This is a genomic window from Psychrobacter sp. PG1 (assembly GCF_014897815.1).
Classification (GTDB): domain Bacteria; phylum Pseudomonadota; class Gammaproteobacteria; order Pseudomonadales; family Moraxellaceae; genus Psychrobacter.
On the sequence record NZ_JABUZG010000041.1, the window covers coordinates 1 to 23,213 of the forward strand.

At 41.6% G+C, this 23,213-nt stretch carries 20 protein-coding genes and 1 pseudogene; 18 read left to right on the forward strand and 3 right to left on the reverse strand.

Annotated features, from left to right (window positions below; genetic code table 11):
* Positions 1-701: 701 nt before the first annotated feature.
* The 6 genes from ccoN to INT03_RS03150 all read left to right on the forward strand — a co-directional run bounded on the left by ccoN (position 702) and on the right by INT03_RS03150 (position 6,952).
* A complete protein-coding gene (gene ccoN / locus INT03_RS03125) occupies positions 702-2,183 on the forward strand; it encodes a cytochrome-c oxidase, cbb3-type subunit I (RefSeq protein WP_045445398.1) in 1,482 nt (493 codons plus the stop codon).
* Positions 2,184-2,192: 9 nt separating this feature from the next.
* On the forward strand, positions 2,193-2,831 hold the full coding sequence (ccoO, locus tag INT03_RS03130; RefSeq protein ID WP_193007546.1) for a cytochrome-c oxidase, cbb3-type subunit II: 639 nt from the start codon (positions 2,193-2,195) through the stop codon (positions 2,829-2,831).
* Positions 2,831-3,013 (forward strand): CcoQ/FixQ family Cbb3-type cytochrome c oxidase assembly chaperone, encoded by a 183-nt coding sequence (locus INT03_RS03135; protein WP_010199605.1) that lies wholly within the window; start codon positions 2,831-2,833, stop codon positions 3,011-3,013. Before ccoO ends, INT03_RS03135 begins: the two co-directional genes overlap by 1 nt.
* Complete coding sequence (gene ccoP, locus INT03_RS03140) at positions 3,010-4,146, forward strand: cytochrome-c oxidase, cbb3-type subunit III (protein WP_193007547.1); 1,137 nt, start codon at positions 3,010-3,012, stop codon at positions 4,144-4,146. Before INT03_RS03135 ends, ccoP begins: the two co-directional genes overlap by 4 nt.
* Positions 4,147-4,625: 479 nt before the next feature.
* Complete coding sequence (gene ccoG / locus INT03_RS03145; protein ID WP_193007548.1) at positions 4,626-6,035, forward strand: cytochrome c oxidase accessory protein CcoG; 1,410 nt, start codon at positions 4,626-4,628, stop codon at positions 6,033-6,035.
* A gap of 335 nt (positions 6,036-6,370) precedes the next feature.
* On the forward strand, positions 6,371-6,952 hold the full coding sequence (locus INT03_RS03150) for a FixH family protein (protein ID WP_193007549.1): 582 nt from the start codon (positions 6,371-6,373) through the stop codon (positions 6,950-6,952).
* A 152-nt stretch (positions 6,953-7,104) separates the two neighbouring features.
* On the opposite strand, the gene ttcA is transcribed toward INT03_RS03150, so the two are convergent.
* Positions 7,105-8,262 carry a tRNA 2-thiocytidine(32) synthetase TtcA gene (gene ttcA, locus INT03_RS03155; protein ID WP_193007550.1) on the reverse strand — a complete coding sequence of 386 codons (1,158 nt, stop codon included), beginning with the start codon at positions 8,260-8,262 and terminating at the stop codon, positions 7,105-7,107.
* 430 nt (positions 8,263-8,692) lie between these two features.
* Here ttcA and queC point away from each other — a divergent pair, with 430 nt between their 5' ends.
* On the forward strand, positions 8,693-9,409 hold the full coding sequence (gene queC, locus INT03_RS03160; protein WP_226950318.1) for a 7-cyano-7-deazaguanine synthase QueC: 717 nt from the start codon (positions 8,693-8,695) through the stop codon (positions 9,407-9,409).
* A gap of 236 nt (positions 9,410-9,645) precedes the next feature.
* Positions 9,646-9,975 carry a hypothetical protein gene (locus INT03_RS03165; RefSeq protein ID WP_045445384.1) on the forward strand — a complete coding sequence of 110 codons (330 nt, stop codon included), beginning with the start codon at positions 9,646-9,648 and terminating at the stop codon, positions 9,973-9,975.
* A 378-nt stretch (positions 9,976-10,353) separates the two neighbouring features.
* Here the strand turns inward: INT03_RS03165 and INT03_RS03170 are convergent, their stop codons facing one another.
* Positions 10,354-10,749: a hypothetical protein gene (locus INT03_RS03170; protein WP_193007552.1), complete on the reverse strand. Its 396-nt coding sequence runs from the start codon at positions 10,747-10,749 to the stop codon at positions 10,354-10,356.
* A 176-nt stretch (positions 10,750-10,925) separates the two neighbouring features.
* A pseudogene (locus INT03_RS03175) lies at positions 10,926-11,461 on the reverse strand (transposase); the annotation flags it as partial.
* Between the two features lie 250 nt (positions 11,462-11,711).
* Here INT03_RS03175 and INT03_RS03180 point away from each other — a divergent pair.
* The 10 genes from INT03_RS03180 to INT03_RS03225 all read left to right on the forward strand — a co-directional run bounded on the left by INT03_RS03180 (position 11,712) and on the right by INT03_RS03225 (position 23,165).
* Positions 11,712-12,209: a peroxiredoxin gene (locus INT03_RS03180; RefSeq protein WP_193007553.1), complete on the forward strand. Its 498-nt coding sequence runs from the start codon at positions 11,712-11,714 to the stop codon at positions 12,207-12,209.
* Positions 12,210-12,402: 193 nt separating this feature from the next.
* On the forward strand, positions 12,403-13,899 hold the full coding sequence (locus tag INT03_RS03185; RefSeq protein WP_193007554.1) for a dihydrolipoyl dehydrogenase: 1,497 nt from the start codon (positions 12,403-12,405) through the stop codon (positions 13,897-13,899).
* 116 nt (positions 13,900-14,015) lie between these two features.
* Entirely contained in the window at positions 14,016-15,203 is a 1,188-nt protein-coding gene (locus INT03_RS03190) for a mechanosensitive ion channel family protein (RefSeq protein WP_226950312.1), read from the forward strand.
* Positions 15,204-15,431: 228 nt separating this feature from the next.
* Entirely contained in the window at positions 15,432-17,735 is a 2,304-nt protein-coding gene (gene rlmKL, locus INT03_RS03195; RefSeq protein WP_193007555.1) for a bifunctional 23S rRNA (guanine(2069)-N(7))-methyltransferase RlmK/23S rRNA (guanine(2445)-N(2))-methyltransferase RlmL, read from the forward strand.
* Between the two features lie 264 nt (positions 17,736-17,999).
* Positions 18,000-18,575: a TerD family protein gene (locus INT03_RS03200; RefSeq protein ID WP_193007556.1), complete on the forward strand. Its 576-nt coding sequence runs from the start codon at positions 18,000-18,002 to the stop codon at positions 18,573-18,575.
* 274 nt (positions 18,576-18,849) lie between these two features.
* Entirely contained in the window at positions 18,850-19,914 is a 1,065-nt protein-coding gene (locus INT03_RS03205) for a DUF475 domain-containing protein (RefSeq protein ID WP_045445375.1), read from the forward strand.
* A gap of 469 nt (positions 19,915-20,383) precedes the next feature.
* Positions 20,384-20,959, forward strand: a complete 576-nt coding sequence (locus INT03_RS03210) for a TerD family protein (RefSeq protein WP_045445372.1) — start codon at positions 20,384-20,386, stop codon at positions 20,957-20,959.
* 171 nt (positions 20,960-21,130) lie between these two features.
* Positions 21,131-21,883 (forward strand): TIGR00266 family protein, encoded by a 753-nt coding sequence (locus INT03_RS03215; protein WP_055123871.1) that lies wholly within the window; start codon positions 21,131-21,133, stop codon positions 21,881-21,883.
* 67 nt (positions 21,884-21,950) lie between these two features.
* Positions 21,951-22,559, forward strand: coding sequence for a TerD family protein (locus INT03_RS03220; protein ID WP_193007557.1), 609 nt, complete (start codon positions 21,951-21,953; stop codon positions 22,557-22,559).
* A gap of 117 nt (positions 22,560-22,676) precedes the next feature.
* Entirely contained in the window at positions 22,677-23,165 is a 489-nt protein-coding gene (locus tag INT03_RS03225; RefSeq protein WP_193007558.1) for a hypothetical protein, read from the forward strand.
* Positions 23,166-23,213 lie beyond the last annotated feature (48 nt).

A 23,213-nucleotide genomic window follows, 5' to 3' on the forward strand; every position in this document is an offset into this window, starting at 1 on the left:
AATAGATATTGATGATAAATTCGTCTATGGGCATCTCATGACTCCGTTGTATTCTTGGTCGAAAACAATAGATTAGTGAGATGCTCTTCTTTTTTCAATCACTTTTGATGTTGAGAGTGGGGTATAAAATAGACAAATTGCACAGCAATAATAAGTTGCTTGCTAAGATTTTTACCAAAGAGTTTGTATTTTGCCGCATAGTTCTGATGATATTTGATTAGGATTGCGTTACAATACCCTTAAACAGAGTCGGGAGTTTTAACTAAACATTACGCAAACATGTTTTTTTGTCAGCCGCCGCTAGCATACGTCTATGGTCAGTACCTTTTTATGGCCCTATGGATATTGGTATCTATCTTCATTAGTACAGCATTTTTGGTAATAATGAAGATAAATACTTCACCTCTTTAGATGTTTGATGCTCAAAAACGGCGCATCTTCTTATTCACCTTAATGATTTATTAACAATCCTACTATCGACCAGCTGTGAGTGTCGTGCGTTTAAAACGCCTTTATGCCTCAATACCAGCTGATATAAAGCGAAAGCTTAGATTGATAGTTAATAATATTATGGTGATAAGCGAGCCAAAAAACAGCATGTGCCGCGATTCTATTTTTATCTGACTATTACTTTTATGATGCAGATAGCGCGGAGAGTTAGTTAATTCTGTTGATAATTCGGGCTGTAAAGGAATCATCCAATGAGTTTACAAAACACAGCAGTCGCCCCAGTTGACCGTGAGTACGAAATTACTATCGTAAGATTCTTTACGATAATGGCCGTGGTATGGGGCATCGTCGGCATGAGTATTGGTGTGTTCATTGCTTCACAGTTAGCATGGCCATCACTTAACTTTGACATTCCATGGCTGACATTTAGTCGTTTAAGACCGCTACATACCAATGCGGTCATTTTTGCGTTCGGTGGCTCTGCCCTGTTCGCAACGTCTTACTATATTGTTCAGCGTACCTGTAAGACAAGGTTATTTGCTCCTTATTTAGCTTGGTTTACCTTTTGGGGTTGGCAAGCCGTTATCGTATCAGCGGTTATTACCCTACCTTTAGGTTTAACATCGACCAAGGAATACGCTGAGCTTGAGTGGCCAATCGATATTTTGATTGCCTTGGTATGGATCTCTTATGCCATTGTTTTCTTCGGTACGCTCATCAAACGTAAAACCTCACATATTTATGTGGCTAACTGGTTCTTTGCAGCATTTATTATTACGATTGCATTACTGCATATCGTAAACAGCATGGCGATTCCTGTTAGCGCATTTAAGTCTTACTCGTTATTTGGCGGTGCGACTGATGCGATGGTGCAGTGGTGGTACGGACATAACGCGGTAGGTTTTTATCTAACGGCAGCTTTCTTAGGAATGATGTATTACTTCGTTCCAGTACAGATTGGTCGTCCTATTTATTCTTACCGTTTGTCTATCGTTCACTTTTGGGCACTTATTGCGTCATATATGTGGGCTGGTGGTCACCATTTGCATTATTCAGCGCTTCCAGATTGGACGCAGTCTCTAGCAATGGTATTCTCAATCATCCTGTTTGCGCCATCTTGGGGTGGTATGATTAACGGCGTGCTAACACTATCAGGTAGTTGGGATAAGTTACGTACCGATCCGATCATTCGCTTTATGATTGTTGCGTTGTCGTTCTATGCGATGTCGACCTTTGAAGGTCCAATGATGTCGATTAAGACAGTGAATGCGTTATCGCATAACACAGATTGGACAGTCGGTCATGTACACTCAGGTGCACTTGGTTGGGTAGGTATGATTACCATTGGTTCGCTATATGTACTGTTACCACGTATTTATAACAAACCTAAGATGTATTCTATCAGCTTAATCACCACGCATTTTTGGTTGGCGACAGCGGGTACTATTTTCTATATCGTATCTATGTGGATTTCAGGTATTGGCCAAGGTATGATGTGGCTGGCTACTAATCCAGACGGTACATTGGTATATAGCTTCGTTGATACAGTTGAGTTCTCACATTTCCCATATATTGGTCGTGCTTTTGGTGGCCTATTGTATGTATCGGGTATGTTTGTGATGGCATATAACGTTTATAAAACACTTAAAATGCCAGAAGGTAAGCCTGTCGATATCGCAGATCCTACTGATCATGAACCTAGTGTTGATAAACCTTCAGCAGCTAACGTATAAGGAGCGATCATGTCTGGTACACCGCATGAAATTATTGAAAAAAATACAGGCTTGTTGGTTATCGGTATCGTTATTGCTATTAGCTTTGCAACGCTAGTCGAAATCGTACCATTGATATATGACAACAAGGGTCCTGAAGAAGGTGGGGTGAATGCTCCCCTGCCCTCTATGCAGCCATGGACTGCACTAGAATTTGAGGGTCGTGACATCTATATTCGTGAAGGTTGTCACGTTTGTCATACTCAGATGATTCGTCCACTACGTGCTGAAGTTGAACGTTATGGACCTTACTCACGTGCTGCTGAATCTACGTGGGATCACCCTTTTCTTTGGGGTTCAAAACGTACTGGACCTGATCTGGCACGTGTTGGCGGTCGTTATTCTGAAGACTGGCAAAAGCAGCATTTAATTGCGCCACGTTCACTAGTACCTGAATCAGTAATGCCTGGTTTCCCGTGGCTTGCTACCAACGAAGTGAATGGTGAAAACGTTCAAACTAAAATGCGTCTATTCCGTGATCGCTTTGGTGTACCTTACACTGAAGAAGATATCGAAGGAGCACCAGATGCTGTACTTGGTGCCACTGAACTTGATGCTTTGGTTGCTTATCTACAGCAACTGGGCACCGCGATGGAAGGACAGCGCTAATGGGTATTGGTGAATTACAAACAATTGCGACCGTTTCTGCCTTTGTTGCCTTCGTAGGTGTTGCATGGTGGGCGTATTCGCCAAAAAACAAAAAACGCTTCGAAGAAGATGCACAACTTGCGCTTGATGACGAGGATATAAAATCTCTGTCTGAAGAGCAGCGCAATAAGGATAAACGATGACATTTTTTTGGAGTTCTTGGATTACCATACTAAGTATCATGTGTTGGGCTGCTATCCTCGGTGTCTTACTAATGGTATTGAAGTACAAGCCAGAACTAGAAGATGACGGTACGACAGGCCACGCTTATGATGGTATCAAAGAGTACGACAAGCCATTACCTAAATGGTGGCTCGTGATATTTTTTGGCTCTATCGCTTGGGGTGTTGCCTATTGGGTATTTTTCCCAGGTATCTTCCCATCAAAATGGGAAGGTATTGCCACTGTAGAAGTCGATGGCGAAATTGTACCGTGGACCTCTAAGAACGAGCTATATAGCGAGCTTGAGAGTAATAACAAAGTATTTACGGATAACTTTGAGAAAAACATTTTAGCAAAAGCGGATGCTAGTGGTGCGACACAGACCTTAGCGGCACTTGCTGAGTTACAGGCAACGATGCGCCGCAGTGAAACACCACCAGCAGATCTGCAAGCTCAAATTGACAAGAAAACTGCAGAGCTATCCCCTTATGTAGAAAAGCTTTCAGAAAATCCGAATGCTTTAAAAGTTGGTAGTCGTTTGTTCTTACAGAACTGTGCGGTCTGTCATGGCTCTAACGCCAAAGGTGCGGTAGGCTATCCAAATCTAACTGACAATGACTGGTTATATGGCGGAGAAGCGTCAAACATTTTGACCACGCTACATAAAGGTCGAGTTGGTGGTATGGCTGCATGGCGTGATCAAATCGGTGAAGATGGGGTACGTGCGGTATCTGAATACGTGCTATCAATATCTGGCAACCAACCTGGTTACGAGCTTGATAAAGCTCAAGTCGCTCAAGGTGAGGCCATCTTCAATGAGCCGACTAACTGTGTACTTTGTCATGGTGCAGATGCAAAAGGTATGACTTCTACTGGCGCGCCAAACTTGACGGATGACATTTGGTTATATGGTGGTGATCGTGAGACCATCCGCGAAACCTTACGTTATGGTCGTGCTGGTGTGATGCCCGAGTGGGAAACCAAACTGGGTAATGAGCGTATTATGCTGCTTGCAGCTTATGTTTACTCATTATCAGACAAAACCCCTCAACCTGCTGCTAAAGCACCAACCGCTACTCAAGTAGCAACCACTGTAGAAACGACGGCTAACTAATATTTAAAGATGGTTGTCATAGCATCAGTGGATAAGATTTGATAAAGGGAGAACTGTTATTGCAGTTCTCCTTTTTTTATAAATTCTTTAATGAGAGTTTATTAACTGCTACCGCATTATCAAAATTTGAGTAGTAAATGAAATGCGGTTTAATACTGCATATAGCACGATCAATATATCGATCATTATGCTGATATATTGATTGGTTTTTAAGATTATTACCCCATTTATAATAGGGAGAATGCTAAAATGACAGTACCTAAAAACCACTTATTAGTGGCGAATTTAGAAGATAGTCACCCATTCTCATTAAGCTATTTGCAATCGATCATTTGGTAGATGGGTTAAAATATTTTTCTGTTCAATATTTTATCCGCTACTTACTGACATTGATAACATCACACACTCATACATCTGATGATTAAAGATGTTTGTTCATCATGCCAGCAAACTGATTCTTTTTTAAAAGAGGCACGTTTATGTCAGCACCACAACCCAATAAAATTCCTGTACAGCAAATTGACCTTGATGCGACCAAGCATCGAGTTCACCCTAGGTTTGTCACCGGTTTTTATCAAAACATTCGTGTCGTCACGATGTATGCGCTTTTAGCCGCTTTTCTGCTTTTGCCGTGGTTACGTTATAATGGTAGGCAAGCAATATGGCTTGATGTTCCGTCGCAGCATTACTATATTTTTGGCATGACTTTTTTGACCCAAGATTTTTACTTCATTGCCGCCTTTGCGATTATTGCCGCATTCACTTTATTCATGGTGACTGTGTATGCAGGGCGTGTTTGGTGTGGCTATGCCTGCCCTCAGACGATTTGGACACATCTTTATCAATATGTTGAAAAGTGGGTCATTGGTGATCGTAATAAGCGTATTAAGTTTGATAAAGAACCGATGAGTGCAAAAAAAGCCTTTAAACGTTCTTTGATATATTTTATTTGGTTAGTATTTTCAGTGATTACCGCGGCAACCTTTGTCAGTTACGTCGCTGGCACAGATTATTTATATCAAAGCTGGCAAACCATTGGTTTTATTCCTATTCCTGATTGGCCAACATGGGTATGGGTATCAATGTTTATCTTTACCTTTGCTACCTACGTCAATGCAGGTTATATGCGTGAGCAGATGTGTATCCAAATCTGCCCATACGGTCGTTTTCAAAGTGTCATGTTTGATAAAGATACGTTGGTTGTGTCTTATGATTATGAACGTGGCGAACCTCGCGGGGCACGTAAAAAAGGCACCCATCCTGAACATTTAGGGGATTGTATCGAATGTACCATGTGCGTACAGGTTTGTCCGACTGGGATTGATATTCGAGATGGCTTGCAAGTTGGTTGCATCCAATGTGCTGCTTGTATTGACGCTTGTAATGAAATTATGGATAAAGTCGGGTATCCACGTGGACTCATTCGTTATACGACAGAACGACAGTTGTCAGAAAAAGAAAATACCCGCGTCATCAGTCCACGTCTATTTGCTTATTTAGCCGTTATTACTATTTTATGTGGTGGCGTTATTTATGCATTGACGGACCGTGTACCGTTAGAGATTGATATTCGCCGTGACCGTAATCAGTTGTCTTCAGTGAATAATCAAGGCATGATTGAAAACAGCTATATTGTCAAGCTGACTAATAAGACACAAGAGCCGCATACCTATACAATAACCCTTGCTCCACAAGAAGGTTTGAGCTTGGCGCTGCGATTCAACGATGTACCATTAGAAGCAGGTGAAAGCTTTGATATGCCTGTGAGTATTTATGGCGATCCTAAGGTCATCGATTTTGAACAAACATCAGTGACCCTAAATGTGACCAGTGAAGATGGTCAGTATAAAGTCAGTAAACAAAACGTATTTACTACTCAAGGGCAGTAGGTTTTTATAAGTGCTTGATAGCTTAGCTAGGGCGCGTCCTCATTTTAAAAATGGTAATAGAAATGCAATAAATGGCAGCTAAACTGGGAAAATAGTGCAGATAACATCTGTATATTAACCAGTAGTTTGGCAAAATTTAACCATTTTTAATCCATTTAGGTGCTTTCATTCAGACTGAGGATGCGCCCTAGTATATAATTCTATATTTCACCTGTGAGTCAGTGGCTAGTAGGTGGACGATTTATCATTAAACTGGCAGCTGTTTCGTTGTCAGCTTATCCATTGATACAGTTTATAGATATCTGATAAACAGATATCTGATTAATAGGTATTTTATGTCTACTCCAGCATCAAATTTTAAGCATCAAGATACTCAGCCATGGTATAAGAATTACATGGTGGTTATTTTTGTTATTGGCATGCCAGCATTTGTCGTAGTGGCCTGTATCTTTTTTGTTTATTACTCTTATCAAATTCGGGATAGCGTGGTACGTGACGACTGGTATATGGATGGTAAGACGCTTTATCATGATGTGTCACGTGACAAACTGACTTATGACTTAGATTTGCACGGCGAAATGCAGTTTGCAGATAATGGTGATGTTGTATTCTATCTAAATTATCCTGAACAGAGTCTGCAATCAGGTAAACTGCTGAATGGCAATCCTCTGGCTTATCCTGAAAAACTAGATCTGTCTATCTCGCATGCAACCGACATTAAAAAAGATCATGATGTCGTACTTCAATATGTCGAAGGCAATAAATACAGTGCGCAGGTAGATATAGATCCTTTAAAAGCAAAATATTATCTACAAGTAAGTAGTGATGGTAAAGATGACTGGCGCATGCAAGATGTGGCGAAATTACCACGTTCAAAAGTTAGCTTTGACCCATTACCTGTTTTTGCAGAAAGTTGATTTTATAGAAACTACTTTTATAGACATTGTTAATATTCAATTTATTAACACATAAAAAACCAGCCATTTATCAATAATGAGCTGGTTTTTTATACTAACGGTTTATGCTATTTTTTATAAATGTCACTTAATATTATCGAATAAGCGAATCGTTAAATAACAGGATTTATTGTTGGAATTTTCTGATTCGTATGCTTATTTTCTGCTGAATTATCAGACTCTGTCGAAAGCAGCTTACTATCGAACTTCGGATTGAACGCTTGAGTTTTTGGCGATACAGGTAAGCCAATTTCAGCCAAGCTCTCGGTCTGCCCAGCTTGGATGTTATCCCCTTCAAACAAACGCTCATTGTCATCACGATCAAGACTTAACTGCTCAAAATCAAACAATTCACGGTCTGCTAGTTGCGACGGTGCGACGTTTTGCATGGCTTTAAAAATAGAGGCCAAACGCTGCGGATGAGCATTATCCCATTCCCGCAACATATCGTTGATAATGGCTCTTTGTAAGTTGGTTTGGCTGCCACATAAGTTACATGGAATAATTGGAAATTCTTTTAAGCGAGCATATTCGATGATGTCTTTTTCTTCGACATAAGCCAGTGGACGAATAAGTAGGTTTTGCTTGTCGTCACTGAGCAATTTCGGTGGCATCGATTTAAGAGTGCCGCCATGAAATAAATTCAAAAAGAAAGTCGCCAACATATCATCGCGATGATGACCCAGCGCAATTTTGGTTGCGCCAATCTGCTTAGCAAAACCGTATAACGAGCCGCGGCGCAGACGTGAACACGCCGAGCAATAAGTTTTGCCTTCTGGCACCACGCTCTTAACGATACTATAAGTGTCTTTTTCTAAAATATAGTGGGCAATGCCCTGCTCGTTCAAATACGCTGGCAAAATATCTTCAGGATATCCGGGTTGTTTTTGATCGAGATTGACCGCGACGATATCAAAGTTAATCGGCGCGATACGCTTGAGTAATAGTAAAATATCCAGCAAGGTATAGCTGTCTTTGCCACCTGAAACACAGACCATCACCACATCGCCGTCTTCGATCATATTAAAATCACGAATCGCCCATGATACTTGTCTACGCAGCTTCTTTTGTAGTTTACGGAACTCTGCTGATTCAGTAGACGCTGACGGTGCAGTAGCGATACTGTCTTCATTTGTATGATCGTCAGCAACATCCTCATATTCCATGCTATCACCATCAGTGTCCCAAGCATGATTATCCAAACCTGTATCAGCTGACATATCATCGATTTCAGGCGTAATTTGTGGCGTAAACAAGGTTGCTGCGGTCATAAGTTACTCAATATCTTTACAAGGGAATTTTGCTAAAAAATGGAAGCATAAAGCCTTTAGCAAGGAAGTAATAGCACAGTGGCTCTAAAAGCAGCGATTATAACAAAATTTGCTAACAGATTGAAAAGATGAGAGTAAACTATCAGATTAAATATTCAGTCTTTTTTATGGCTTAGCTTAAGGCATGCTGAACATTCGACCATAGCACTGCTAATAGCTCCACACTTTTATAAACAAATTTCTCTTTTGAGCTGATTAAGGTTTCATATCGTATTTATAATGGCTTCGTGGTTCTGTAATGAGCGTATTTTTGCTAAAATAGGCGTTTTTCGCAAACCCATTTCGCAAACCAATAATAGATACCACTATGACTAATGTTACTTCGCAAAGCGCCTCTAATAATCAAGCCTTCGATACTGACTTAAATGCTCTGCATAAAAGCCAAAATGCCGTTGTGCTACTGTCAGGCGGGCTTGATTCGGTGACTTGTTTGTATTGGGCCAAGGCACGTTATGCGTCAGTGACTGCGGTCAGTTTTAATTATGGTCAACGCCACAATAGTGAGCTGGTCGCGGCAAAAGCCATCGCTGAGACTGCAGGGGTCAATCACAGAATCATTGATATTGATATCGCTCAGCTTGGTGGCTCTTCGCTGACAGATCACAGTATGATTGTTCCTGATGGCGATACGGATAAATTCCCTAATAAAAAGCGTGATGAGATCGATAACGACGCTATTCCTAACACCTATGTGCCTGCGCGTAATACGATATTTTTGTCTTATGCGCTAGCCGTTGCTGAAGTGACCGATGCCAATCATATCGTCATTGGCGTCAGCTCAGTCGATTACTCAGGCTACCCTGACTGTCGTCCAGAGTATATTGCCGCCTTCGAGCATATGGCCAATCTTGCCACCAAAGCGGGCGTTACCGGTCATCACTTATCCATTCAAACGCCCTTACAGCAACTGTCAAAAGCAAAAACTATTGAGCTTGGATTGTCATTGGGCGTCGATTATGGGCAAACCATATCTTGCTACCAAGCCGATGCACAAGGTCTTGCTTGCGGTGTATGTGACAGCTGTGCCTTACGCCGTCAAGGATTTGCTCAGGCGGGCATCACTGACCCAACCCATTATCAATCTTAGTGAATGATAGAATTGCACTTGCATGAAAGCGTGATAGCAATCAACATTAGCGAAACATTCGCTTGCATTAACACAGCACACCGCCGTTGTATTTTAACTCACATACTTGTTATGGTATGAGCGATTGCATTTATCACAAGATATAAGTAACCACATTAGTCAACGAACTATGAGTACTTTTGCTTGACTTTGAGTACAAAATTTAGAAAATTGATGTTACCCGTAAGAGGATATTTATGAAGTTGTTGCCATTATTACCCCTAGCTTTAGCTGCCATTTTTGTGATGCCACAAGCAAACGCTGCCGATATTAAGCAAAATAACATCAATACCTGCGTTAATGGTGCGGTCAAATATAAAGTCGCTGACAAAGGCGATGCGACCAAACTATGCAATTGCACTATTGGTGTGCGTAGCAACATGACCATCGGTCAGATGTGGGAAATTGAGAGCTATGCTCAAGACAAAAAAGATCCTTCTGGACTGCCTTACGTCAAAAAAATGCAAAAAGATTTGCAGCAATGCACTGTTGGCTTAGATTTAAAACAGCCACAAAAACCAGCGTAATACACATCTCGTTTGATATACAAAAGACTGGCTATTGCCAGTCTTTTGTATATACCTAAACCATTGTTTTTATTACATATATATTAAATACTATATCTATTGGTAGCCATTTTTATAGTTACCTGTAGCTTTCTCTCCTTTTATAGCACTCCGAAAAACTCCCCTTATTTCATTCTCTTAACACTAGTAACCCCATCAAACTTCGTTAAGCAGCTCATATAATAATCTTCTATATCGTGATATTCAGTGAATAACCGGTTATAGGTTTCATAGTGCATGCCTTTAGGTTTTCGATAAGGGTTTTCATGCCACTTCAAACGCTTTCTTATTGCTTGCATACTTGCATCAGGTCGCTAGCACCGCTGCATAAGCTGTCGCTCAATGTGTGCTTAATTCCTTCAGCTCAATCCTCTTGAATGATACCGCCCTATCTGCTTTTGCTTCTGCACTGGACTGTGCCCAAGCTGCGTGTGCTTTTGCGTACGCTTCTGCCCTAGCTGCTTCTACTTTTACCCTAGCTGCTTTTTCTTCTGTCCTAGCTATTTCTGCTTTTGCAATGGCTGCGTTTGCTTTTGCAATGGCTGCGTCTGCTTTCGCGTATGCTTCTGCCCTAGCTACTTTTCCTGCTGCTTGTGCTTTTGCGTATGCTTCTGCACTAGATGGTTCGGCTGCAACCATGGCATATTCATTATTGGCACTTGCTATTCCCAAAGAACAAACTGTTAAAACTACAATGCCTGATATGAATGTGAATAAGTGGTTTAATGCTTTCATTGTATTGTTTACTCTCAGCTTCATTCAAATAAATCTACAATACACGATATCTAAATCATTAGGCAAGTTTGCTTCTTCCTGCCTCCTCATTGCTTGCATCGTTATTATGATAAAACTATCTTTCATTCGAGACATATACTCCTTTGCTCGTACTGTTCCATAAACTCCCCTTAACGTTCTTTACTTTCACTGTGAGCGGCTCTAACTAGTAGCTCGCAATGGTTATTATGTATCTGTTGGTCGCTGATATCACGATTGATCCAGTCGTAGTAGCTTGACGGCTTAATACTTAGTACACGGCACATAGAGACGATACTAAAAACCTGTCTATTAGTTTTTATAAAGGCATACCTTACTAGCCGTGCTTGGCGAAGTACGCCGTCGCCTCATTCGAGCATAGCTCTCATCTTGCATCGGGGCGAAACAGTGCTTCGCTTTATCCTTCCTCATTTAGTATCTCTCGTTCCTCTTCAGCCACTTTAAGCTGTCGTTTGAGGCGCTTGTTCTCTTCCATCACGGCCATAAGCTGTGTATCGTACTGCTCAGTCCCTTCAAGCTTGCCTTGAGTGGCTTTGTTATGCCAGTTAGATAAGGTCTGCATGGCGATACCAAGCTGCTTTGCAGTCGCTGAAATATCCCCATCGTTGTCCGCTATCTTCTTGACGGCTTCAGCTTTGAATTCTGTGCTGTAAGTTCTGATTTTCTTAGTCATGGTAAACTCCTCATCGAGTCGTTAGTTTACCAAGTTTAGGTGTACGGTTTCTTCAGCATAGCTCAGAATAAATAGAAGTGAAATATACTGGCTATTGCCAGTCTTTTTTGTTGTCAATACAGGCGCAAAGTGTAAAACTGATTATGAATCGCTGCTAATCTGCTTATAATAAGAACACAGTATAGATTACCAATCGACATAAGCACGAATATAAGTACTGACATAAACAAAAATGAATAAGGATTTTATAATGGCAAAACCAACCACAGAAAACCTAACCTTACCTGACTTTCCAGTGACGATAGTACGAAAGCTTGCCGGCAACTTTATCCATGATGAAATCAATCTCCAAGAGATGATTGCCAATACTGATAAAGGACTTATTTTGTACTTTTATCCAAAAGATAGTACGCCAGGCTGTACCACTCAAGCAACCGAATTTACTGCTCACCTCCATGAGTTTGATGATTTAGGCTATGACATTATCGGCGTCTCACGTGATAGTGTTGAATCTCATGAGAAATTCATCACCAAATATGATTTAAACATTGCCCTTATCAGCGATACTGATGAAAAACTATGCCAATACTTTGACGTTATTAAAGAAAAAAATATGTATGGAAAAATAACGTTAGGGCTAGTCCGTTCAGCCTTTGTCTTTAACAAAGATAGCGAGCTGACTCATGCTCAGCGAAATTTATGTGCCAAAGGCTACACTGAACGTTTGCTTGAAACCTTAGCACCTTAACCAATAAAACTAAGAGTCATAAAAAAGCATTTTAAAATAGACGCTAATAATCATTACGATAAACGCTGGATATCAGAGGCTGAAAGTCGTTTTTTAATAATTTTTTAGAGCAATCTCTTATCAGAGGAATCTCTTAAAAAAATCATCTAAAAAACAGCCCTGAATAATAAACATCTTATAACTTGAGAATAATATGAATAAACAATCCGATACTGCAGCGGATAACACAGCATCCAAAGCTACTCGCAAAGTATCTGTTGCCGTTATCGGTGCAGGTACTGCTGGGCAAAATGCTTTTCGTCAAGCCAGTAAAACCCATGATGATGTTGTTATTATTAATGACGGATTCTGGACGACCACTTGTATTGCGGTCGGCTGTATGCCAAGTAAATTATTGATTGCCGCCGCTGATCGCGCGTATGAAGCCAATCACTCTGCTAAATTTGGCGTCCATGCCACTGTCCAGATAGATGGCAAGCAAGTCATGCAGCGCGTTCGGGACGAGCGTGCTCATTTTGCTAGCTACGTCAAAGCTCAAGTAGATAGCTGGCCTGATCACAAAAAAATCTCAGGACGCGCTCATATCAATAACCAAGGATTCATTGAAGTCAATGATGAGCTGATTGCCGCTGACAAAATCATTATCGCCACGGGCAGCTCTCCATTTATCCCAGATGGCTGGGCAGATAAGCTTGGTGACACCATGCTCACCTCTGATACGATCTTTGAGCTCACAAATTTACCAAAAACAATGGCCGTCGTCGGTACAGGTGCTATCGGACTAGAGCTTGCGCAAGCCTTTAAACGCTTAGGCGTAGAAGTAACTTTGTTTAATCGTGTCAAACGTGTTGCAGGTCTCAAAGACGATGATATCAATAACAAAGCTATCGATTGCTTAAGCCGCGAATTGACCATGCATTTGGGCAGCAGAATCAGTGATGTCGGCGTGCAAACAGCCACGGATAATGACCATTCAGCCGCGTTCATTGATTATGAAGACAGTGCTGGAGAGTCGCAACAATGGCAAGGTGAGTATGTACTGGTTGCGACCGGTCGCCGCAATAATATCAAACCGCTGGGAGTCGAACACTTAGACGTTGAGCTTGACGACAAAGATCGTCCAAAGCACTTGAATAAAAAAACAGGTCAGATTGGTGATTTAGATGTCTATATCGTTGGTGATGCCAACGCCAACCTTCCACTATTGCATGTGACCAGTGATGAAGGCTATAGCGCTGGAAGCATGGTCTGCGAGAATGAAGACGCCGCTCATATTCGCCCGCCCGCCACGCCCTTCTCGATTGTGTTTTGCTCACCACAAATCGTTAACGTCGGCATGTCTCTACCAGACATTCAACAGGATACAAGCTTAGAATATGTCATCGGTAGCGTCAGCTTCGATAATCAAGGCCGTAGTCGCGTAAAGGGTGTCAACTGTGGTCTGCTACATATCTATTGCTGTAAAAAAACTGATAGAATCTTAGGCGCTAGTATGGTGGGTCCTGATGCCGAGTATATTGGACACATTTTAGCGGCAGCGATTACCAATGATTTGAGTGTTAAGGCCATGCTCGATACGCCTTTTTATCATCCTACGATATTAGAGGGCTTACGTACCGCGTTACGCGATGTTCAACATAAAATGGCAATACCTTATCAATACCAAGACACACAGGAAGATAGCTTTTAAGCATCAGCTCAGCTACACTTTCAAAACAAGGATGTGCCTTATTAATCATCACTCATGTTGTGTTTGGTAGCACTGACGACTTGAGATACTTTAAAAAACTCTGCATGGACCAAAAAATGGCAATCGCTAGTATTACTGATTTTTTTAAAGAGATTGTTCGTGACCTGCATACTAGCCTCTACCTTGCGCTTGGCGGCTCTGTCGATGAAGAGTCACTTGATTGGTCGTCTCAAGCGGTAGAGCTCGCTAGTACTGCCATCAAAATCCTAATACTGCTGGCAGTGTTGGGATTTTTTTATTGGCTTGCCATTTATATCCTTAAGCAAAGTAGGACAAAAATCCGCTTGAATGAGCGCCGTACTAAGATTGTCCGTTCAGTCTTGCGTTATATCTGGATAGTTGCCAGCTTGATTGCCATTATGAGTCAGATTTATTTTGAACCAGAGACTATCAAAGCTACTGCAAAAGCCAGTACATGGGCGGGTATTTATTATGTACTTTGGGCGTCATCTGGACAGATTATCCATAAGGTGTTACAGCATTATGGTCTCAATGCTTCTATAGAGCAGCTGCTTCAAAACATCTTGTCAGTGCTGCTATTAGTACTCGGACTTGCCAGCGTCATGGCGCAATTTGGTTTCGATATCGTCTCATTGGTCGCAGGTTTAGGGATTGTGGGCTTGGCAGTCGGTTTTGCTGCCCAGTCAACGCTTGCTAATTTCATTGCAGGTATTACCATTTTACTCGAACAATCTTTTCAAGTTGGCGACTGGATTCATATCAATGACAACGAGGGTCGCGTCGTACTCATTGCGTTACGCACCACCCATATTTTGACGCGAGACAACATCACCGTCATTATTCCCAACTCTAACGTTGCCTCCTCTGAGGTGACCAATTTAACCTCCAAGAACTTCATACGTTTCGATATTCGTGTGCGTATCGCCTTTGAAGATGATGTCGATACTGCTCGCAAGGAAATTTTGCAGGTGCTTACTGACACCGATGTGGTACTCAGCCGTCCTGAAACCTCGGCCACCGTGGATGAAATTGGTGAATACGGAGTGTTCTTTATCGTGCGTTTTTGGGTCAAGCCTGCCGCTGTCGCGCGCATGCCCAAAATCAAGGAAGGTCTAAAAGAAGATATCAAGCGTGCCTTTGATGCCGCTAATATTTCTACTCCTTATCCTCATATGCGTCTGCTTATGCCAAAGGATGTGGATTATCCTATTGCCACTAAACCTTTTGCGACTACAACGCAGGTCGTGTCAGAAACACCACCACTGAGCAAAGCGGATAAATAAGCTCATTATATTATTTATCTCTTGAGCAATTTATCCCACAATTTTTAGGCTTAAGGTTTTCATCTTTAGGATGATAAGCATGATTTTGTGAAAGATAGCGTTGCTGAATCTCTCTTTGATAAACACCACCACTTTAAACCATCCTGCCCTGAATTATGGTAAAATTGGCGGTTAAACATCTTATTTTATGATGTGCATTACTTATCAATTTAGCCCACAGGTATCCGTATGACCGAAACAACCGCGCCCGCATCTCTAACAGCAGCTTCACCAGAATTGTCGCTTGACCTTATTATCACCTGTGCCGATGGGCTTGAGGCACCACTCCAAACTGAGCTGACAAGTTTTGGTATTGCAAGTGAAATCAAAAGTACAGGCCGTCTGGCAGTTACTGGTACTTTGCGTGACTTATATAGCATTTGTTTGTGGTCACGTGTCGCCTCGCGGGTATTAATGCTCATTAAACGCAAAAACATCAATGCCGAATACGATGTGGCTGAGCAACTTTATGGCTTGGCAAAATCGGTCAATTGGATTGAGCAGTTTAGTTTAGAGCAAACCTTTGCCATTCGTCTGTCGGTCGACAAGCGTGTCGCCGTCAGTCAACAGTTTGCGATGCTACGTATCAAAGATGCGATTGCAGATACGTTCAATGAAGTTTATGACAGCCGTCCTAACGTCGATAGTAAAAATCCAGACTTTTCTATATTTGCAACCGTGAATGATAAGCAAGCTGAGCTGTATTTAGATTTATCAGGCACCAGTTTGCATCGCCGTGGTTATCGTGTGGCAATGACTGAAGCGCCACTCAAAGAAAACTTGGCAGCGGCTCTACTATATAGTGCAGGCTGGCACAAGAAAAATGAAGCTGGCAATGCACCTTTTTATAATGCGCTAATTGATCCAATGTGTGGGTCTGGCACCTTTATTATTGAAGCACTACTCATGCATTGCGATTATGCTGTGGGTATCGATAAAGCCGCCAATCAATTTGGTTTTTACCAATGGCAGCATCATGACGATGCCTTATGGCAACAGATGATCGATGATGCCCAGACACGTTTTCGCGAAGCCTTAGCAATTGCTAATGAGCAACCAGATACATTACCGCTGATTTTGGGTTTTGATGCTGATAGCGGCGCGATTTTAGCAACAGAGAAAAACCTGATTGCCGCAGGTTTGCAAGATTTATTACCACTGCTTGATCTTGAGACGCGTGCGCTTGACCAGCTGAGCACTATTTTGAAGCCATTGGTCGATGACGGTCGATTGAGCAATCCTCTAATCATCACCAACCCACCTTATGGTGAGCGTTTGGGTGACGAAGAGATGATTAAGCCGTTATATCAGGCGATTGGACTTATTTTGCAAGACAGCTTTGCTGGTAGCGGCATTGATCCGATGCTTGGCATATTGGCATCTAATGTTGAGCAAGTTGATATCTTACCTATCAAAGAACCAAAAACCTTACGCTGTCATAATGGTGCTATCACCGTTTATTTCCGCTATGGCACGTTGATTGCGGGACAAACGGGCAATCTCGTTAGTCGCTTCGAAAAACGTGAGATTGAAGTGGAAGAAGGACAAGACTTTATCAACCGCTTGCAAAAAAACCTGTCCAAGCTGAAGAAGTTGGCTAAAAAAGACAAGATTAGTAATTTGCGCGTTTACAATGCTGACTTGCCCGACTTCAAAGTCGCCGTCGATTTATATGGCGACTATGTGCACGTGCAAGAATATGCGCCACCAAAAACCATTCCACCTGAGACGGCTAAAAAACGCTTCAACTTGGCACTAATGGGTATTCGTGAAGTTTTTGGTATTAACCGTGAACAAATATTTATCAAGACCCGTGCACGCCAGTCTGGTAATGACCAATATAGCAAACAGAACACCACAGAAAAGCGTGGTAAATTTCATGTTGCACGTGAAGATGGTGCGTATTTTTACGTCAACTTTACGGACTATTTAGATACGGGTTTGTTCATTGATCACCGTAATATGCGTGCCCGTATCAAAGACAACAGTCGTAATAAATCCGTACTGAACTTATTTGCTTATACGTGTACGGCAAGTGTACATGCAGCGCTTGCTGGCGCGAAAAAAGTCACCAGCGTTGACTTGTCACAGAACTATCTAGACTGGGGTAAGCAAAACTTTGTATTAAATGGTCTGGACGTTAGCCGCAATAAATATCAATTCGTCGCAGCCGATATCTTTGAATGGATTAAAGACAATACTGAACAATTTGATATCATCTTTATCGATCCACCGACTTTTTCGAATTCGAAAAAGTTCCAAGGTACCTTTGATGTGCAGCGCGACCACTCTGCCCTCATTAATCGCGCGATGAACCGCTTGACCTCTGACGGGATTTTGTATTTTTCAAATAACTTTACCCGCTTTGAGCTCGATGAGCAGTTAACTGAGCGTTATGAAATTATTGATATCACGCAAAAAACCATTGGTTTTGATTTTGATATTAAAAAGCCCATTCATCAAAGTTTTGAGATTCGTCATCGTCAGGGCTGATAATTTAGGTTTATGGATGGATATAAAGGTTGACCACCGCATTTAGACGCCAACTTTTATAGTCAGTCTGGTCGTACACATAACAATGACCCAATCAGCTTTGATTGGGTCATTTTTTGTTGCTATGATAGAGCGTCACTAAATACTAGCTAAGCAACCGTGAAGCGTAGATTTACGAGCGCTTTAATCCCACTATTGCGATTGTTTTTATTTATATAACTTAACTATCAAACCCTCAATCACTCTAATAACAAGGATAACACCATGGCTTTATCACTTAATAAAGGCGGTAACTTATCGCTTACCAAAACTGACCCAAATTTGACCAAACTGCTTATCGGTCTTGGTTGGGATGAACGCGCAACCTCTGGCGCTGAATTTGATTTGGATGCCAGTGTATTTTTGCTCAGCACGGCGGGTAAAGTACGTGGCGACCATGATTTCATCTTTTATAATCAGCTTAAGTCTGATAATGGCGCGGTTGAGCATACTGGTGATAACCGCACTGGCGAAGGTGATGGCGATGATGAAGTCGTCAAAGTAAACCTGACTCAAGTACCTGCTGATGTGGATAAAATTGTCGTCACTGTTACTATTCATGATGCGGCGGCTCGTAGTCAAAACTTTGGTCAAGTTGCCAATGCCTTTATTCGTGTCGTGAATGAAGAGACAGGCACGGAAGTGGTACGTTTTGATTTGGCAGAAGATTACTCTGTTGAAACAGCAATGGTATTTGGCGAAGTCTATCGTCACAACGGTGAGTGGAAATTCCGTGCCGTTGGTCAAGGCTATTCAGGCGGCTTGCAAGCCATGTGTCAACAGTATGGCGTTGTTATCTAATTTGATAATTTATTCATGCTTAGACTACTATATGACCATTAAACTCAAAATATAAAGCAAGTATTAGCCCTCTATTTGTACTCACCATTAGCAATGATAATGGCTGTAAAATATGGTTGCAAAATAGTCACAATCATTCATAGCTAAATGACTAGTAATGCTTTATGTTTCGTTTAGAATTATGCAAAAAAAGTGGTTAGCGATAACCGCTTTTTTTGTGGTTTGTGCCTATAGTAGGCCGACCTTAGCTTTATGCAACCAGACAGGATGTGTCATGAGACATTTTTATTTAGACTTTATTTTCACCGCCATCGCCCTAGCGGTCGCGGCATGGTGGGGATATTCACATGGCGGTATGGGCGGTATGATAACCACCCTATCTATTACCGCTATTTTGGCCGTCATGGAGATTTCATTATCGTTTGATAATGCGGTGGTCAACGCCTCAGTCCTTAAGGGCTGGGACGAGTTTTGGAAAAAGATATTTTTAACGGTAGGTATTTTAATCGCCGTCTTTGGTATGCGTTTGGTATTCCCTATTGTTATCGTCGCTGTTACTGCTGACCTTGGTATGATGCAAGTAATCGATTTGGCATTGAACGATCCTAAAGAATACTCAGCCAGACTATTGGCGCATCATGCCGAAATCTCAGCATTTGGTGGTATTTTCTTATTGCTCGTCTTCTTAAACTTCATCTTTGATGAAAAAGAAGTACACTGGTTCGATTGGCTTGAGAGCCGTCTGGCAAAATTAGGTAAAGTCGATGCCATGAGCGTCTTCGTTGCGCTTATCGTCTTGATGATTGCCGTATCATTTGCCAAGCCTGAGCAATCAGCTGCGGTCCTAATCGCTGGCGTATGGGGCATCTTAGTTTACCTTGGCGTACAAGTGGTTTCTGGTATGTTAGAGGGTGATCTTGAAGAAGAACTAGATGCTCAAGGTAATAGTACTGGTGCTGCAACTAGCGCGATTATGAAAGGTGGTATCATCGGTTTCTTATATCTAGAAGTCCTTGATGCCTCATTCAGTTTCGATGGCGTGATTGGCGCATTTGCGATTACTAATGACGTAATCGTTATTATGCTAGGTCTGGCTATTGGTGCGATGTTTGTACGTTCGATGACTATCTTCTTGGTCGACAAAGGCACCCTTGATGAATATGTCTATCTTGAGCATGGCGCGCATTATGCTATCGGTGCTTTAGCTATCATCATGCTGCTATCAGTGAAATTCCATGTACCAGAGCTTATCACTGGTCTGATTGGTATTACCTTTATTGGTTGGGCGTTTGTCGCTTCACTCAATTATCGTAAGCGAGAAGCCAAATCAATTACTTGATGCTCGTTCGATGTTAAAAAACCAAGCAAAAATTTTTAATATCAAACAGTATAAAGTGGATAGATAAAGTTAGTTTAAAAATAGACGGGTTGTACCAAAGCAGTTGGTATGACCCGTTTTTGCTCTAAAGCACTTATTTGACACTCGTTGAATAAGTGCTTTTTTATGTTGCACTGCCTGACGATCTAATTTACTTTTTGATAACAACACCTTAACGACTGTTGCTCGGACGGTTAAAAAGTATCAGACTTGCAGCATTGATATGTCCCTTAGTAATCATATCGTAATCACACAAAATACGCCTTGCTTAGTAAGCAATCGCTTAGTATAGTAAATCGTAATGATATGCAGGGCGTGGCATACGAGTAAATTTATTCATTGTTTGCATTTATATATCGACCACTGCACTATTTTAGTTTATTTTTTTTATCATTCAATCCACTCAATTATTAATCAAAAGGATATTTATATGGCTATTAGCTTAACAAAAGGCGGCAACGTAAACTTATCAAAAGAAGCGCCGGGTTTAACCAATATTACAGTCGGTCTTGGCTGGGATCCACGTGCTACTGACGGTCAAGAGTTTGACTTAGATGCAATTGGCTTTTTGGTCAATGAAGCAGGCAAAGTACGTAATGACCAAGATTTCATCTTTTTTAACAACTTAAAGTCAGACAATGGCGCGGTTGAGCACACAGGCGATAACCGTACTGGTGAAGGCGACGGCGATGATGAAAAAATCAAAATCAATCTTGCTAGCATTCCAGCTGACGTGAGCAAAGTCGCTATCTGTGCGATTATTTATGAAGGTCAAAGCCGCAATCAAAACTTTGGTCAAGTGGGCGATGCTTATATCCGTGTCGTTAACGACAATGGCGATGCTGAAATCGCACGTTATGACTTATCAGAAGACGGTAGCACCGAAACCGCGATGATTTTTGGTGAATTGTATCGCCATAGTGGCGACTGGAAATTCCGTGCCGTTGGTCAAGGCTTCAGCGGTGGTCTTGGACCATTAGCGGCTTCTTATGGCGTTAATGTTTAAGAGCTAACTAACACCTAACGCTAATAATATAAGCCCGAAAAGCCATCAAGTGTGCCCTACTATCGCATTTGATGGCTTTAAAAGTAATAGGCTAGCGAAAATCTATGGTTAAGCCGACTTACAGATATGACTTATAAACATATAGAATACTGATATAAGGATTCGCACCCTATGACCGCCACGTTTAGCTTGATCGGTACCATTGAACCATTTCTTCATTGTAACCTCAAAAAAGGCGACTCCATCTATTGTGAAGCCAATGCAATGGTGATGATGGAATCAAACCTTGAGCTAAAAGGCAAGCTGCAAGGCGGTCTGATGCAATCACTTATGCGCCGTTTTGCCAACGACGAGTCACTATTTCAACAGCAAATCGAAGCAGTCAATGGTGAAGGCGATTGTTTACTTGCGCCAACGCTCGACGGTGATATGCAAATCATTGATTGCGGTGCACAGCAATATACGCTCAGTGACGGCGCATTTGTCGCGGCGCAAACGGGTGTCGATGTGAAGGCTAAGATTCAACGTAATCTAGGTGGCGCCGTCTTCGGTGATACTGGTGGCTTTATGGTGATGCAGACGCAAGGTCAAGGTCAGGTAGTGGTATCAGGTTTCGGCTCACTATTTGAGATTGATGTTGAACCTGGTAAAGACGTCATCATTGATAACGGTCATGTGGTCTGTTGGGACTCGCGTTTGGAATACAAACTCTCAGTCGCCACCAGTAAGAAAAAAGGCTTCATGGGCAATATTATCAATTCGGTCACCAGTGGCGAAGGTATGGTTTTAAACTTCTCAGGCTCAGGCAAAGTCATTATCTGCTCTCGTAATCGTGATAGTTACCAAGGCTGGCTACAAAGCGTCTTAGGGACTAGCTCCGGCGGTCGAGGCGGCAATAGCGGCTTACTTGGCAATATTTTATAGCGCTTTTAAAACAACTATGATTTTTACCCAACTATAATTTTCAAATAACTATTATAAGGATAATCAAATGGCAGTTAGCTTACAAAAAGGTCAGAAAATCTCCCTAAGCAAAGAAGCGGGCGGCGAGCTTACCCAAGTAAAACTGGGTCTAGGCTGGGACGTGGCGCAAGGACCACAAGAGAAAAAAGGTGGGTTCTTGGGTAAATTATTTGGTGGCGGTAGCGGCGGCGACTCGATTGACTTAGATGCCTCGTGCATCATGTTTGATACCAATAAACAAGCCATCGATGCGATTTGGTTCAGTCAGCTGAAATCAAAAGATGGCAGTATCGTCCATACTGGTGATAACCGCACTGGCGACGGCGATGGTGACGACGAAGTTATCAATGTCGATCTTTCAAAAATCCCTGCCAATGTCGTCTCTCTAGTATTTACGGTCAATAGTTTCACTGGTCAAACGTTTGAAACGGTAGAAAATGCATTTTGTCGTATCGTCAATGCCAATAACAATCAGGAAGTCGCGCGCTACAATTTATCAGCGCAAGGTGGTCATACCGCGATGATTATGGCAAAAGTATATCGTCATAATAATGAGTGGAAAATGCATGCGATTGGTGAAACGGCTTCTGGTCGCACCTTTCATGATTTGATGCCTGCTATTACGCCGCATGCGTAATCTTTGATCTATTTTTAAATTTCATTATTTTCAATACAAACAGCTTAACGACTTTCGTTGAGCTGTTTTTTTGATTATTATAATATGAATAAAATAAGCTCAGAGTGTGAAAGAGATATGCAAGCAAGACACATTGATAACGGTTACAGGCTAACTTATTATGCCGAGCAAAGTATAGTATGCTGTATCGAATGTGGCACTGTAGGTAAAGTTGAAAATGAACATCAATACAGAATAGAAAGTGAACGCAAAGTTTGGTGTGCTAAATTTGTCTGTAAACACTGCCAATTATCATTAGTAAAAAATGAAGATCAAGCCGACTGGGTAGGTCAATGTAATTTAATAGGAGATTGCCCGTGTAGCTTTTGTGGTACACAATTGACTGCTAATGAAGAAATAATATCCTCCTATAAACAAGCTTTACCCTCTACTATTGCTATTGACTGCTCAAATTGTGGTAAAACCAATACAGTACCCGTAGAAAGAGCGAATAAATACCAACGTTATGATGCAAGGTTAGCTATTGACGCTGATTTTGGCTTCCTCTTTTCTTACAAGTACCCTGCCGATTTGGCAAAATTTGGGCATTTAATCAGAACCATTTAACTGAATTACATAGTTATATCAATGCAACATTAAGAGAAAGAACAGCCG